Annotated in this window: 7 protein-coding genes; all 7 read left to right on the forward strand. The window is 32.4% G+C overall.

Annotated features, from left to right (window positions below):
• The first annotated feature begins 192 nt into the window (after positions 1 to 192).
• The 7 genes from VJY38_RS07085 to VJY38_RS07115 all read left to right on the forward strand — a co-directional run bounded on the left by VJY38_RS07085 (position 193) and on the right by VJY38_RS07115 (position 17,059).
• Positions 193 to 2,502: a glycoside hydrolase family 3 N-terminal domain-containing protein gene (locus VJY38_RS07085; RefSeq protein WP_353679992.1), complete on the forward strand. Its 2,310-nt coding sequence runs from the start codon at positions 193 to 195 to the stop codon at positions 2,500 to 2,502.
• Between the two features lie 346 nt (positions 2,503 to 2,848).
• Positions 2,849 to 5,923 (forward strand): TonB-dependent receptor, encoded by a 3,075-nt coding sequence (locus VJY38_RS07090; protein ID WP_353679993.1) that lies wholly within the window; start codon positions 2,849 to 2,851, stop codon positions 5,921 to 5,923.
• Between the two features lie 38 nt (positions 5,924 to 5,961).
• Positions 5,962 to 7,773 carry a T9SS type A sorting domain-containing protein gene (locus tag VJY38_RS07095; RefSeq protein ID WP_353679994.1) on the forward strand — a complete coding sequence of 604 codons (1,812 nt, stop codon included), beginning with the start codon at positions 5,962 to 5,964 and terminating at the stop codon, positions 7,771 to 7,773.
• Between the two features lie 116 nt (positions 7,774 to 7,889).
• The gene (locus VJY38_RS07100; RefSeq protein WP_353679995.1) at positions 7,890 to 11,735 is read left to right on the forward strand and encodes a T9SS type A sorting domain-containing protein; all 3,846 of its coding nucleotides are present in this window, start codon (positions 7,890 to 7,892) and stop codon (positions 11,733 to 11,735) included.
• Between the two features lie 294 nt (positions 11,736 to 12,029).
• Positions 12,030 to 14,399, forward strand: coding sequence for an endo-1,4-beta-xylanase (locus tag VJY38_RS07105; RefSeq protein WP_353679996.1), 2,370 nt, complete (start codon positions 12,030 to 12,032; stop codon positions 14,397 to 14,399).
• Between the two features lie 146 nt (positions 14,400 to 14,545).
• Positions 14,546 to 15,352, forward strand: a complete 807-nt coding sequence (locus VJY38_RS07110) for a polysaccharide deacetylase family protein (protein ID WP_353679997.1) — start codon at positions 14,546 to 14,548, stop codon at positions 15,350 to 15,352.
• A gap of 168 nt (positions 15,353 to 15,520) precedes the next feature.
• On the forward strand, positions 15,521 to 17,059 hold the full coding sequence (locus tag VJY38_RS07115) for a T9SS type A sorting domain-containing protein (protein WP_353679998.1): 1,539 nt from the start codon (positions 15,521 to 15,523) through the stop codon (positions 17,057 to 17,059).
• The last annotated feature ends 50 nt before the right edge of the window (positions 17,060 to 17,109 follow it).

Raw genomic sequence — 17,109 nt, forward strand, 5'->3', positions numbered from 1 at the left:
AATTGATTAATAATTATTGACTAAAAAAATTATTTCTTGTATTATTGAAACGGTATAATTAATTTTGAAATGGTAATAATAATTAATCGATTTCGACAGAATCTATCAAAAAGAATATTGTTCTATAATTACATTTTATAAAGCCATCAATTTAATATAGCATATTAATTCAACTTAGTAAGGGTATATAAGATGGAACAACTATCAAGTAATGAACAAATTGATTCAGCAATAATGGTAGAATATAAAAATCCAAAGTTATCACCTGAACAACGAGCTAAAGATTTAATTAAGAGAATGACATTAGAAGAAAAAATTGCCCAGATGTTATGTATATGGGAAGATAAAAAAACTATTTTATTTGATGAGAATGGGAATTTGAATTATGAAAAAATGCGTGAACATCTAAAAAATGGAATTGGTCAGATTGCAAGACTTAGTGATTCGAATGGAGGATTGACTCCTGTTGAGATGATTGAGATGGCAAATAAAATTCAAAAATTTTTTATAGAAGAAACTCGTCTTGGTATTCCTGTAATTTTTCACGAAGAATGTTTACATGGACTTGCAGCAAAAGATGCAACAAGTTATCCAGTCCCAATTGGATTAGCTTCAACATTTAATGTAGAGTTAGTTGAAAAAATTTTTTCTGCTATTGCAGAGGATGCAAGAACACGTGGTGTTCATCAAGCACTTACACCAGTTGTCGATGTAGCAAGAGATCCAAGATGGGGACGTGTCGAAGAAACATTTGGCGAAGATCCTTATCTTACTGCTCAAATGGGTATTGCTGCTGTTAAAGGGTTACAGGGAAATGGAGAACTCAATAATGGAAATAAAGTTATTGCCACATTAAAACACTTTGCTGCTCATGGTCAACCAGAATCAGGAACAAATTGTGCCCCTGCAAATTTTTCTGAGAGATTGTTAAGAGATGTTTTCTTGTTCCCATTCAAAGAAGTAATTGAAAAAGCCAATGCTATTAGTGTAATGGCTTCTTATAACGAAATTGATGGAGTCCCTTCACATGCTAATAAATGGCTTTTGAGAAAAGTTCTTAGAGATGAATGGAATTTTAAAGGTTATGTAGTTTCTGATTATTATGCCATAACTGAATTAAATTATAGAGATGTTACAGTTAGTCATGCTGTAGCTAAGGATAAATTAGAAGCAGCAAAATTAGCAATCGAAGCTGGAGTTAACATTGAATTCCCTAATCCTGATTGTTATTTATACATTTCTGACCTTATAAAAAGTGGATTAATTAAAGAATCTGATATTGATGAACTAATTGAACCAATGCTTAGATACAAATTTCAATTAGGACTATTCGATAATCCATACATAAATACAACAAATGAACAAATAGAAGAGAAATTAATTAGTGATAGAGAATTAGCACTACAGGCTGCAAGAGAAACAATAATTCTACTAAAAAATGAAAATAATATTTTACCATTAAAAAATTTCAAAAGAATTGCAGTAATAGGACCAAATGCAGACAGAGTTCTACTTGGAGGATATCATGGTACTCCAAGATTTTATACATCGGTTTATCAAGGAATAAAAGAAAAAGCAGGAAATGATATTGAAGTATTTTATAGCGAAGGATGTAAGATTACAGTTGGTGGTTCATGGAATGAAGATGAAGTAATACTTCCTGATCCTGAAGAAAATAAATTATTAATAAAAGAAGCTGTTGAAGTAGCAAAAAAATCTGAAGTAATAATTCTTGCATTGGGAGGAAATGAACAAACTTCTCGAGAAGCCTGGAATAAAAATCACCTTGGAGATAGGCCAAATATAGATTTAATTGGTCAACAAAATCTATTAACAGAAGAATTACTCAAATTAGGTAAACCCATTGTTGTACTTTTATTTAATGGTAGACCAAATTCAATTAATTTTATAAAAGAAAATGTTCCAGCAATTCTTGAATGCTGGTACTTAGGACAGGAAACAGGAAAAGCTGTTGCAGATGTTTTATTTGGATATTACAACCCGAGCGGGAAATTACCAATTTCAATTCCAAGATCAGCAGGTCACATTCCTTGTTATTATAACTATAAGCCATCTGCAAGAAGAGGTTATTTGTTTGATGATGTCACTCCACTTTTCCCTTTCGGTTTTGGGCTGAGTTATACTAATTTTATATTCAGTGATCTAAAACTATCAAAAGATAAAATTAAATTAGGTGAATCGACACAAATTTCTGTAACTGTAAAAAATAATGGTAACTTAGCTGGCGAAGAAGTAGTGCAGCTATATATAAGAGATTTGTATAGTTCAGTTACAAGACCAGTAAAAGAATTAAAAGGGTTTAAGAAAATTGCTCTTCAACCACAAGAAACAAAAACAGTAATATTTGAATTAAGCACAGATATGTTAGCATTTACAAATATAGACATGCAGTATTGTACTGAACCTGGAGATTTTGAAATTATGGTTGGAAATTCATCGAGAGATGAAGATTTATTAAAAATAATATTAACCGTAGAATAATGTAGAAAATATTATATAAATAAACCTTGTTCAAATTTGTGAATGAGGTTATAAAACTATATATGAAAAAATATAATGAAAAGAAAAAGCACTTGGATATAAATTATAAAATAAGTGCTAACAAATATCTTTTATATAATAGCTGGTGTTTAATTAACTCTTTCAATCCAAGAATAATAAATTTATTCGATAAAATTAATAGTCCCAAAACCGATTTTGAATCCTATAAGTTAATTTTAATTGTGCTCAAACTTCATGAATATTTCTTTCATATTAAACTTTTGGGTTTAAATGAGAACCATTCCTATACAAATCAAGTAAAGAAATAAAATAAAAGGGAGGCACCATGCTTCGTAAGATTACATTATTATTTGTTTTATTAACTTCATTCTTGTTATTTAATCAGGTCTATTATGCTCAAGGACGTGGAACTTTAAGAGGGATTGTATTCGATAAAGCAACAAAAGAAGTACTCCCGGGTGCAAATGTATTAATAAAAGGAACAAGTATTGGTACAGCATGTGACCTCGATGGTAAATACGTAATTTATAATGTACCTGCAGGGACTCAAACTGTTGTTGTTTCATATATTGGTTATAAAACTGTCACTATGGAATTAAATATACTACCTGGAAAAACCTTAGAACAGAATTTTGGTCTCGAGATGACAGCAGTTGAAGGTGAAGAAATTGTAATTACAGCTCAGGCACAGGGACAGTTACAGGCAATTAATCAACAATTAACATCAGATAAAATTGCAAATATTGTTTCGGAAGCAAGAATTCAAGAACTACCGGATTTTAATGCAGCTTCTGCATTGAGCCGTTTACCTGGAATATCTACTACTAAAAGTTCTGGTGAAGATAATAAAGTTGTAATTCGTGGTCTTTCTCCGAAATATAATGCAATTGAAGTTGAGGGTGTTAAACTTTCTGCTACGGGAAGTTCTTCAATTGGTCTTACATCTGATCCTTATGTTCAAACTGGTGGATTAAATAATGATAGAAGTGTTGATCTTAGCATGATATCTCCATATATGATTAGAATGATTGCTGTTTATAAATCATTAACTCCTGATATGAATGCAAATTCAATTGGTGGTACTGTTAATATGGAATTAAGAGAAGCTCCTTCTGGTTTTCACTGGAATGTTTTATGGCAACAGGGTTATACAGCAAAAAGTAAATATTATGGTAATTATAGAGGAGTTGCATCTGCAAGTAATAGATTTTTTAATGATAAGTTAGGCGTATATGCTTTAATTAATACAGAAGCATACGATAGAAATTCAGATAATATGGATGCAAACTATGGTATAGCAGCTGAACAGGCACAAATTGATCCTTTAACTGGGTATCGTCCTGTAAAAGTTAATTCTGTTACTTTTAATAGACACTTAGAAACAAGAAGACGTCTTGGAGCAAATTTGATTCTTGATTATAATATTCCAAATGGCTCGCTAAAGTTTGTTAATATGTTTGCAAGATTGAATTCTGATTATACAGAGCATCGTCAAACTATTAATTATGATAATGGTAGAATGGAATGGCAATTGAGATCTGGAATAAATGTAATTGATCAACAGTTGAATTCTATAAAATTAGATTATGATCTTGATTTTATTACTGTAGATTTATCTGCTAGCTATACAGCTGCTACTAACAATCTTAAGAACTCTCCAGTATTCTCTTTTAATCAAACAGATGCTTTGCAGGCTGGTGTGCTTAGAGATAATAAAAGACCAGAAGAACTAACTTACTTACTTACTAAATATAAAGGAGCTGATGAAGTAGTTCTAAGAAGTGGTAATTTATTTAGCAATTTATATAAAGAAAAGAAATATTCTTTGAAAGGTGATTTTGAATTACCATTTAACTTTTCAAGTATTCTAAATGGCTCATTTAAGTTTGGTGGATATTTCTACGATCAGAAAAATAGCACAGATCAGGAATCCCCTTATTTAGCTTTTAATGGCAATGCAAATTCTACTGATAATGATATACAAACTAATTTGATGAGAACTATTAAAAATGAATTTGGTATTTCTACAAATACAAGAGGAGAATTGGTAGGTAGTTCTTTTATTGATACTAATAATAAATTATATGATCCATTCCTTGATAATAGATATGGACCTATTTTCTATGCAGCTAATACTGGGATTCTTAATGATATTCTTTATTATATTATGAGTAAACCAGAATTTGATGCATCTAATAAAGATGTAAGTACTGGAGCTCAAGGTGGCTGGTATAATGGACCTTATCAAAAGTTAACTAACGATTATAATTATAGAGAAAAATATTATGCCTCTTATGTAATGAGTAAAATAAACTTTTTGGATTTTATGATTATAGGTGGTGTCCGATATGAAAAAGTTAAAACAGAATATTTTGCCTATAATGCAAGAGATATGAGAAATGCTCAAGCTCAAATTATGTATGATACAACTGCTCATGGTTCTAATGAATTTTTACTTCCTATGGGACAAATTAAATATACACCACTAAACTGGCTTGATGTACGTTATGCTTATACTCAAACAATTTCTCGACCTGATTACCATTTAATTAGTCCAAAGTTTACTATTACTCAAAATAATGAGATTTATACGGGTAACCCCGATTTAAAACCAGCTAAAGCTTATAATCATGATTTGAATTTTACATTTCATAGTAATTCTATTGGACTTTTAACAATTGGTGGATTTTATAAAACAATAGAAAATTTTGTTTTTAATGCTACTTATCAACTTGATGCAGCTGAAGGTGCTGGAATTGATTCTTTAAGACGTTACCAAATTATTCGTAATGGACAATTGGTTGTAACGCCAATAGTTAATCCAACAACTAAAAAATCCAATGCAACGGTATATCGACCATTAAATAATCCATATAAAGCTTATGTAAAAGGTCTTGAATTTGATTTTCAACATCGATTCTGGTATCTGCCTTATCCATTTAATGGATTACTGATTGGAATCAACTACTCAAGAATATTTTCAGAAACAAGGTATCCATTCTATGATGTTAAGGTAAAAATAGTTGGACGTGATAGAATACCTGTACTTATCGATAGCTCATCTGTTGGACGTTTAATAGACCAACCTAATCATGTTTTGAATTCTTATATTGGATTTGATTACAAAGATTTTGCAGTTCGTTTTTCGTTCGTATTTAATGATGAAGTTGCTACAGTTAATGGTGGTAGATATCCAGAAAATGATTCATATGCAGATGATTATTTTAGAATTGATTTTTCTGCGCGACAAAAATTACCATTCTTTAATTCAGAATTATACATCGATTTTAGTAATCTTAATAGTGCAAATACACAATCTATCCAGAAATCAACAGGAGGATTTAGAAACATACAGAATTATGGTCTTGTAGCAAATTTAGGAATAAGATTAAGGTATTGATTCAATAAATATTTTTCTAAAAAAATAAGGAGTGAAGTATGAAAAAATTTATTTTATTAATAATAGCATTTACTCTATTGAGCAATTTCTTGTTTGCTCAAAAAGATACTGTAGTAGTTAGTGGTTTTTACGAAACTGGCAAATACGGTACACTAAATGATGCTATAGAAGCTGCTATAGCTAATGGTACCATAAATAATACAGTATTCAAACTCAAGCCATATGAAGTGTATGTTCTAAGTAGAAGTATATATTTAGATCATGGTCAAAATTTAGAGCTATATGCTCCTAAACCCGGAAAAACACAGGAATCAGCGCCACCACAAATTGTGTGGACCGAAGAAGCAATAACAAGAACCTACATTATTCAAAGCTATGGCGATATAAAAGCATCGAATATATGGTTTCGTTATGCAGATTTTTTAGGTAGCAAAGTTATGACTTCAATTACTTTTGAAAATCAAACACCAGAAAATGACCCTGAAAGAGGTGAATTTGATGGATGTCTTTTTGATTATGCAGGAATAGGTGCAGAATCGGCTGGTGCAATTTGTGTTAAAGCAGATCATTTTGTAGGTAAGTTTACTAATTGTTACTGGAGAAATAATTCAGATAATCATTTTAGATATTATGGTCGTGCAGTTTCATTCCCATATCAAAGTTCAGGCTGGCATTACGATACTTTATTTTTTGAAAATTGCACATTTACTAACTTAAGTAGAATTGTAATGCAAGAAGGAAATGAATACAGTGATAATATATTTATTAATCATTGTACACTTTTAAATTCAATTGAATGGGTATTTCAATCTGCTGGCTGGATAAGAAATGCTGTAATTACAAATTCTCTCTTTATCAATCCATATATGTATGGACATAGAGCTTATGATGTATGCCCAAGTGGAATGACTTATAATGATTATCTTGCAGGTAAATGTAATTCCCCAGGTGGTGGACTTATTAATGGTATAACTCCAGTGGATTCATTTGGATTCCAGGTGGATTTTACAGACTTCGATAGAAAAATTTACATTGGTTACATCGATTATGCTTATCAGGATTGGATGTTAGATTGGTATAAGAATAGTGATTGGAGTAAAGAGCGTATTAGAAATAGAGAACAGATGTTACTTTTTAATCCTTCACCCATGCTTGGCGATGATGAAATTGCCTTTATGGATTCAGTAGATGCCAATGGAAATAAAGTATTTAAAACAATTAATGTAGATTGGCCAACTATTTATCATAAAGATCCACAATTTATTGTTCCTGCTACAAATTTAGAAGCTGCTAAACTATTTATTATGTACAAATGGTCAACAAATGCAGATATTGATTGGTCATATGAACCCGAAGCTGGATTCAAACAAGTATGGCCATTACCAGAAAATTTAGCTTATACAGATCCAGAATTATTGACTGCAGGTATGGGAGGATATCCATTAGGTGATTTAAATTGGTTCCCGGACAAATATGAACAATGGAAGACTTCTCAACGCGAAAAAGAATGGCAAACAATTAATAATTGGTTGACCTATGGTTCGCCTGAACCAAGCGTTGTAAAAGAATTACCAGGTCCTCTACCTTTAGAATATTCATTAAAACAAAATTATCCTAATCCATTTAATCCAACTACTAATATCGAATACTCAATTCCTAAATCTGGTTATGTATCCTTGAAAGTATTTAACTTATTAGGTCAACAAGTAGCTACAATTTTTGAAGGAAATCAAAACGCTGGCAACTATATTGCAACATTCGATGCATCTGGATTAGCTAGTGGGGTTTATTTATACAGATTAGAATCTAATAATGTCTCTATTACAAAGAAATTAATATTAATGAAATAAAGGAGGGATAAATAATAATTTAATTAATTCTAAAATGACAATTATTGATAATGATTAATAATTGTTTCACTGAAACAAGAAAATCAAATTTTTCTTAAAAAATAGGAGGAGGAATTATGTTAAAAAAACTAAAACTTATTTTATTTACAATCCTCTGGATATCTTCAGGACTATTGGCTCAGGAGGTGGTTCTTTCCGATGAGTTTGATAACGGTGATAGTAAGTGGAATACCGGATGGATTGATAATGCAACTACTTCCGTTACTGTCTCTATAGATAACACTGGTAAGCTCTCTGGTGCTAATTCTTATAAGCTTACCATTACAAAAGGTGGCGTTGAAATGTGGAGAGTTCAAAGAGTAGCGGATTTACCACTTGTTGCCGGTTACAGATATACATTATCATTTATGGCAGTTGCAAGTAAGGATGCAAAAATTAATGCTCTTTTTGAAATCAAAGGTTCTCCATATACAAAATATCTCAATGATACTGCGAATGTTACTACTACTCCTCAAACTTTTACTTATGAAATGACAGCAACTATTAATGTACCTGATAATCAGGTTAAATTACATTTTGGTAGTGCTTTTAATGATAATACTACTATCTGGATTGATAAAATTATTGTAACTCGCATGCCAGATCCGTCATTTGTAACTTTATGGGGTTCAACACCACGAGGTAAAGGCTGGCCAATTCTTAATAGACAGGATACTCCTCCTGGTGATGCAGGTATGGGTGCTGATGGTCCTCCTCCAAGCTGGGCTACTATCCGTGGTGGTTTTGGTAGAACCGTTGAAGCTACAACAGAAAAAGCAATTGTTGTGACAGGTAGATTTGAATATGTAGGTGAAGGTCCAGGTGCAAGTTATGTACCATTACGTTATGCATTGACTTACTGGACAGACGAAGGTACACTCAATTATCAATATACAGATACTGCAACATGGACAGGGGCTGGTGTTCACTATGGTTATGAATTTACACCTCGTTCGGGTGCAACAGATATGGCAAACGGTGCTGGAGGAGCTGGTACTGTATGGACTATAAATGGTGGCGCAGGTTGGAATAGTACCTGGTCTAATAATGGTAGACCAATTGCAGCAGTTGAACAAGAACCTGCTTTAGCAGAAATAGCTGCCGGCATGTATGATTTTGCAATTTCTGTTCAGCCTCTTCCTGATGGTACAAACGAAATTCGCTGGTTCATGTATCATGTAGATAAAAAATACTGGTTTGGTGGAACTGTAATTGATACAGCTCAGGTATCTACAAGATTTAATGGGATTTGCTTTGGTGTAGGAGATGGTATTACTACTCAAATGAAAGCTTTCAAACTCTATGGAGTAAGAGTTGAACTTGGTAACCCAATTACTGTCCCAGAAGCACCATGGCAACCATATTATGTAGAAAATTGGGGTAAATTTGTAAGATTTAGCCCAACTGCAGAATTCGTACCTGGAGATGTTGTTGGTAATGCTGGTGTTAAAGGGAAAGATGGTGGACAAATTCCAAGTAATCAGGGTTGGACTGTTATAAGAGGTGGATTTGTTAAGCCACATACTGCTACATTGTCTAAAGCACTTATTGTTAAAGGAAAAATTAGATTTGAAGGTGCTGGTCCAAGCACATGGAGTGGTTTAAGAATGGGACTTTTCCAGCACGATAGTGCAGGTGTGCTACAAAACGCAAATACACCGGATGCTGCATGGTCAGGAAAAGAAAATTATGCTAAAGGGTATTTATTAATTCCTCATAGTGATGCAAATGAATTGCCAGGATGGGCTGCTGGTGGTGCTGGAATGCTCGGTGTAGTTCGAAATGGTAACTGGATTAGTACTTATGGTAGTAATTTAGCTTTAGGTGTGGCTTATCAAAAACCAACTGGAGCTATATTTAATGAAGGTACTTATAATTTTGCAATTTCTGTTCAACCAAAATCCGATGGAACAAAAGAACTAAGATTTTATATAGTTAAAGAAGATAATAGTTACTGGTGGGGTGGTACATTTATAGATACTACCTGGATACCTCCAACATTTAATGGAATATGTTTTGGACTAAATGGTGGTAATGGTGCAGAAAACAATCCATTAAAAGGTATGTATCTGGAAGATGTGATGGTTGATATGGGAGCTCCAATCGTTGTCCCAGAAGCACCATGGCAACCTTATTATGTTGAAAATTGGGGTAAATTTGTGAGATTCAGTTCTACAGCAGAGTTTGTTCCTGGTGATGTGATTGGTAATGCAGGAATAAAAGCAAAAGAAGGCAGTACAGGTATAACTACTGGTGGTGTATGGTCAACTATACGTGGTGGATTCCTTGAACCAATTACTGCAACATTAACAAAAGCAGTTAAGATTACTGGTAAAATAAGATTTGAAGGTGGCGATCCAAATACTTGGAGTGCTTTAAGGTATGGAATTTTCTATCATGATAATCCAGGAACATTACAAAATAAAGGCACACCTGATGCCACTTGGAATGGACAAGAAAATTTAGCAAGGGGTTATTTATTAACACCTCAAAGTGATGCTAATGAATTACCAAGCTGGGCATCTGGAGGAGCTGGACATGTTGGGGTTGTAAGAAATGGTAACTGGATAAGTACCTTTGGACCAAATTTATCCTTAGGTCCTGTATATCAAAAACCATCAGGTGCAAGATTTAGTAGAGGTACTTATAATTTTGCTATTTCTGTTCAACCTAAATCTGATGGAACAAAAGAATTAAGATTCTATATGATAAAAGAAGATAATAGCTACTGGTGGGGTGGAATTTTAATTGATACAACAACCATAGCTCCTACATTCAATGGTGTATGTTTCTCAATTAATACAAGTAACCCTGTAACAGGAATGTATCTTGAAGATGTTCAGGTTGATCTTGGAGATCCAATTGTTGTTCCAGAAGCACCATGGCAGGCTTACTATGTCGAAAATTGGGGATTCATTGGTGCAAAAACTGGTGGCTGGAAATTAACTCCAGGTGACGTAATTGGTAATACTACTATTTCAGGTGATAGAAAATCTTTTGGCTGGGCTGCAATTAGAGGTGCATTTATCGATCCAGTTGAATTAACAACCAAGAAAGCTTTGATTGTTACTGGCAAAATGGAATTAGTAGGTGGAGGTTTTGAAGGTTGGACATCGCTTAGAATTGGATTAACTTATAATCCTAACCCTGGTAAATTAAATCAAACTGCGAATGGATATGAATGGAGTGGGTCAGAATCAGCTAATACAGGATATCTGTTTATTCCACCAAGTGGTAAAAACGATTTAGCATACTGGGGTGTAAACAAACAACCCGGTTCTGTTGGGGCAGTAGTTAATAGTACTTGGCTTGAAACTTTAAGTGATGAAAATTATGCAATTTCTGATATTCGTCAGAAACCAAAGAATGCTGTAGCTACTGCTGGAATGTATGATTTTGCATTCTCTATTCAACCAAAAGATGATGGTAAAACTGAGGTTCGTTTCTATATCCATAAAGAAGATGGTACTTATAATTTTGGTGGAATTGTTCTGGATAGTAAAAACATCGTTAAGAAAATTAATAGCATTAACTTTGCATTGAGCAATCTTGCAAATGCTACTAAACTTAATTTGTATGATGTAAATGTTGATATGGGTTCGCCAATTATAATTCCTGATTCAATTGTTTCTGTAAGAACTATAGCTGCTGAAGTACCTACAGATTTTATACTTAATCAAAATTATCCGAACCCATTCAACCCATCTACAACAATTGAATTTGGTATTCCACAAAATGAAAATGTGAAGTTGACTGTATATGATGTTTTAGGTAGAGTAGTTGCAGAATTAGTAAATGATAACCTGAATGCAGGATATTATAGAGTTAACTTTAATGCTTCTAATCTTGCATCAGGTATTTACTTCTATACTCTTAAAGCCGGAGATTTTGTAAGTACTAAAAAATTGATACTTATGAAATAATTTAATTATTCCCGGTTGTTAATAGCCTGCTCTGAAGAAGAGCAGGCTTTTATTTTAAGAAGTGCTAAAATAACCTGTCCGATTTGATATAAAAGAAGGCTGTATACAAAATCACAAATATTATGAAAATTTTTCTTACTCGAATTAAAGAATATTACTCCTTTCTTCTAATATGTATTTACAGAAATTGAAGTCGAGCAAAAATTAAATATTACTTGTCTTAAGGTATTTACACATTTTGATTTTAGTTTATATTGTAGAGGATATGAGAAATAAATTAAAAACGGAGTAGCTATGAATAAAAAATTTAAAACTTTATATGTAAGTTTATTACTATTACTTATGCCATCCCTATCTTGGGGACAGTTGGTAACTAATGGTAGTTTTGAAGATACACCTTTAGGACCAATAACCGGAAATATTAAAGGTTGGGTTCTCTCTGTAGGAACAAGTGTACCAACTCCTCCTAATTTTGAGATTGTTGATAATCCGGTTCAAGATGGTAATCGTGCTTTTAAAGTTGTTATAAATAGTCTGGGTTCAAATGACTGGGATATTCAACTTGTTGCTGATAGTATACCAGTAAAGCAAGGCGAAACATATGTATATACTATCTGGGCAAAAGCAGAAAAATCTGGTGCACAGGCAAACTTTACTGTCGGTAATTACTCTTATAATGAATATGGAGCTATTCGTCCTGCATCATTAACTACAGAGTGGAAACAGTTTACTATGGAGTTTACAATTACTGATAATCAACAGTATATTAGAGCTCCAATTCATTTTAATAGAAGTGGAAATGTTGGTAATACTATTTATATTGATAATCTATCTATTGTAAATAAAAAAGATATTCCTTCACCTAAGAAACCAATTGTTCTGGAAGCAGAGGATGGAGTACTTGGAAGCGATTATGAAATTTTACAGGATGGAGATATTACTTATGTAACTCCGAAAACAAATTTCATAAATGCTAATCATCCAGGAAGTAAAAGTAAAGTTATTACTTTCGAAGTTACATTTGCTGATACAGGCACATATAATTTATTTGCAAAAATAAGAGTAGGTCCAAATCAGTTTAACGACGATAGTTTCTTTTATGGAAATGGATTTGGTATCAAAGATACTTTGAATGATGATGATTGGATTGCAGTAAATCAATTGCAGGTTGCAGGTTTTAATGAACCGAATAATATTGTTCTTGGTCCTGGTGCTTTAGGTAATGGAGTCTGGAAATGGGTTAATTTATCGCAAAACAATTATTATGAAAATGCCGTTACTTTTAAAGTTGAAGGGGATACACTCAAAAAAATATTTCAGATAGCTTCACGTGAAGATGGATTGGATATAGATAAAATTGCATTTGGGAAAGCAAATCTTTATTTCACTGTCAAGAACTTAGAGGAAAAAACAGAAGGCTTGGATAAATTGCCAGGTACAATCTGGTCAGGTCCACCATTAGCATCAAAACAACCGAAGTATGTAGGTAATATTTATAGCCGTCTTCAAAGAGAAAATTTTGAGTCATACTGGAATCAGGTTATACCAGAGAATGCAGGTAAATGGGGTAGTGTTGAGGGGACAAGAGATGTCATGAATTGGGCAGAACTGGATTCTGCATATAATCTTGCAAAAAGAAATGGTTTTTCATTTAACTTTCACGTACTTATCTGGGGAGCACAGCAACCTTCTTGGATTAACTCTTTACAACCTTCAGAACAACTTGAAGAAATAAGAGAATGGTTTCAGGAAGTTGCAAATAGATATAATGATATAGACTTTTTGCAGGTAGTAAATGAACCTTTACCTGGTCATAATCCACCTGATGGACAAAGCGGTAGAGCTAATTATAAAGAAGCTTTAGGAGGTAATGGAGCAACAGGATGGGATTGGGTGATAAATGCATTTAAGATGGCTCGAGAAATCTTTCCTCAAAAAACTAAGTTGATGATTAATGATTATAACATTATAAATAGCTCAACTAATACATCTCAATATCTTCGTTTGATAAGATTGCTTCAAGCACAAAATCTAATAGATGCTATTGGAATACAGGGACACGCGTTTAGCACATATACTGCTACAGTTACTACGATGAAAAGAAATCTTGATTCACTGGGAGCTACAGGTTTACCAGTTTATATTACAGAATTAGATATAGATGGACCAACTGATGACATACAACTAAGAGAATATCAAAGAGTCTTTCCTGCACTTTATGAACATCCAGCTGTAAGAGGAATTACTTTATGGGGATGGAGACCTGGTCTATGGAGAAATGATCAGAAAGCTTATCTTGTTGATGCAAATGGTTATGAAAGACCTGCATTAACATGGCTTAGGAATTACCTTGATACTGTAAAAGTAATTGTATCAACAAGAGAGATTGCTAATTTACCAAATGAATTTCGTCTTGAACAGAATTATCCAAATCCGTTTAATCCAACTACAAAAATTACTTATGTATTACCAAGTAGAACAACTGTATCGCTTAAAGTATATGATGTACTTGGAAGACATATCAAAACTTTAGTTGATGATTTACAAAATCCAGGTTCTTATACTGTTACTTTTGATGGTTCAGGACTTTCGAGTGGAGTTTACTTCTATCGACTGGAAGCTGGTGGATATTCGAAAACAAAACAAATGATTTTGATGAAGTAGTATTTAATTACAAACCCTGCTCTGGATTAGAGCAGGGTGATAATTCTTAATTTAATGTTAGTGGATATTAATGATATGTCACTAAAAAGTTCTATCCTTTTTATACAATTAATCATTAAATAAATTTAGATTCTATAGGAAAAAACATGATTAATAAAAAAATAATTTTTATCATCTTATTAGTGATATCTTATAATATAAATGCACAGGTTAATCTCTGGAATAATAAGAGTTGTGCAGTTGTATTAACTTATGATGATGCATTAAACACCCATCTCGATAATGTAATCCCTCTTCTGGATTCACTTGGCTTTAAAGCTACGTTTTATCTTTCTGGCTTTTTCCCGGGATTTAGTAATAGATTGAACGATTGGAGAAAAGCAGCAGCAAATGGTCATGAACTTGGAAATCATACTTTATTTCATCCATGCATTGGAAATATGGAAGGAAGAGAATGGGTAAAACCTGACTATGATTTAAGTAAATATTCTATTCAAAGAATAACTGACGAAATTTTAATGAATAATATTGTTCTGGAAGCAGTTGATGGAAAAAAGAGAAGAACATTTGCTTATACATGCGGAGATACATTAGCAGGTGATTCTTCTTACGTTAAAATTATAAAAGAAAATTTTCCTGCAGCAAGAGGTGTAAATTATTTTCATCAAAAAATTAATGAAATAGATTTATTCAATATTGGTTGTTATGTTGTAAATGGCCAGAGTGCAGATGAGTTAATTGATTTAGTTAAATATGCTATGAATAATAATACATTATTGGTATTTCTATTTCATGGAGTAGGTGGAGAACACCCAATAAATATTTCTTTGGAAACACATAAAAAACTTCTTGAATTCTTAAAAGCTAATGAAAATAATATCTGGATAACAACATTTTTAGATGTTGCTGATTTTATAAGAAAGTACCGAACTAAATCTGAAACCTTCAAATAATCATAATGAACCTCATGCATTTCATTTCTTACTAATGATTGATGGTTGATATCCTCGTGTGAGTTCTAATTAGATAATTTGATTTATGAGGTAACTAATAAATGGTTGTTAAGCTTACACTATAATTTTATCTCTAATAATAATGAATTAATAAATAATGGGGAAATAATGATTAATTACTCGAAAAGAAAAAAGAATTTTTTAATTCTGCTGCTAATTAATTTAGTAGTATTTGTAAATATTATTTTAGCTCAGGCTACGAATAAAACAATAATTTATCTCGATAGTACAGACCAGGTCATTCAAGGATTTGGTGCTGCAAATATTTTACCCTGGCGACCCGATATGAAACCAGATGAAATTATAAAAGCTTTTGGGACAGATGATGGTCAGCTTGGTTTTACAATTTTGAGACTTAGATTGCCCAGTGATCCAAACGAATTTGCAAGAAACGTACAAACAGCAAAAGCTGCTCACTCAATGGGAGTAAAAATTATTGCATCTCCATGGTCACCTCCTGCTTATATGAAATCCAATAAGAATATTGTTGGAGGTAGACTCCTCGATGAATATTATGATGACTATGCTCTTCACTTAAAATCTTTTGTAGATTTCATGGCTTCTAATGGAGTACCTATTTATGCAGTTTCTGTACAGAATGAACCTGATATTAAGGTTAATTATGAATCATGCGATTGGACTGCAGCAGAAATGGTTAAATTCATAAGAGAAAATGCACCAACTGTAGGTACCAGGATAATTGCACCTGAATCATATCAATTTATCAAAACAATATCTGATGCTATTCTTAATGACCCCATAGCTGTAAAAAATGTGGATATTATAGGTGGGCATATTTATGGTGGTGGTTTAGAACCATATCCTCTTGCCAAAAGTAAAGGTAAAGAATTGTGGATGACAGAACATCTTGAAACAGACACTACCTGGCAAAAAGTTTTAGAAACAGGTAAAGAAATTCACGACTGTATGATTGCTGGAATGAATGCTTATATCTGGTGGTATATTGTTAGATTTTATGGACCGATATTGGAAAATAGTCAGGTTTCTAAACGTGGATATATTATGTCTCAATTTTCACGATTTATTCGTCCAGGATTTGTAAGAGTTTATAATTCTAATGCTAAATATATAGATAATAGAAAAGGTATTGAGATTTATACAAGTGCGTATAAGAGTAATGATAAAATTATTATTGTTGTTGTAAATATGGGTATTTCAATTGAACAGACTTTTGTCTTAGACAGTAAAACAGCAAATAAATTTACTCCTTATATAACAACAAAAACAAAAAATTGTGAACGGGGTAATGACATTAATGTTGTCAACAATAGTTTTACTTTTACAATTGAAGGAGAAAGTGTAACTACTTTTGTATCGGATGGCATCTTTACAAGTGTTGAAGAAGATTTATTACCAGAAGAATTTAATCTTTCTCAGAATTATCCTAACCCCTTCAATCCTTCTACAATTATTAATTATCAATTACCAGAAAGAAATTTTGTTACAATAAAAGTTTATGATGTACTTGGCAAAGAAATAACAACTCTTGTAAATGAATTCAAAGAAGCAGGGAATTATAAAATAGAATTTTCTGCCGATAAGTATAACCTTTCAAGCGGAATATATTTTTATACTTTAAAAGCAGGAACTAATTTTGCAGTTAAGAAGATGATATATGTAAAATAAATTCTTTAATTTTTGTTCGATACAATAAATTTATGTAAAGACGTCCAATC

It is taken from the genome of Rosettibacter firmus, from assembly GCF_036860695.1.
Lineage (GTDB): Bacteria > Bacteroidota > Ignavibacteria > Ignavibacteriales > Melioribacteraceae > Rosettibacter > Rosettibacter firmus.

Coding starts and splice junctions, on each gene's coding strand:
- VJY38_RS07090 (WP_353679993.1), top strand. CDS start 2,849: ATGCTTCGTAAGATTACATTATTATTTGTTTTATTAACTTCATTCTTG.
- VJY38_RS07095 (WP_353679994.1), top strand. CDS start 5,962: ATGAAAAAATTTATTTTATTAATAATAGCATTTACTCTATTGAGCAAT.
- VJY38_RS07110 (WP_353679997.1), top strand. CDS start 14,546: ATGATTAATAAAAAAATAATTTTTATCATCTTATTAGTGATATCTTAT.
- VJY38_RS07100 (WP_353679995.1), top strand. CDS start 7,890: ATGTTAAAAAAACTAAAACTTATTTTATTTACAATCCTCTGGATATCT.
- VJY38_RS07085 (WP_353679992.1), top strand. CDS start 193: ATGGAACAACTATCAAGTAATGAACAAATTGATTCAGCAATAATGGTA.
- VJY38_RS07115 (WP_353679998.1), top strand. CDS start 15,521: ATGATTAATTACTCGAAAAGAAAAAAGAATTTTTTAATTCTGCTGCTA.
- VJY38_RS07105 (WP_353679996.1), top strand. CDS start 12,030: ATGAATAAAAAATTTAAAACTTTATATGTAAGTTTATTACTATTACTT.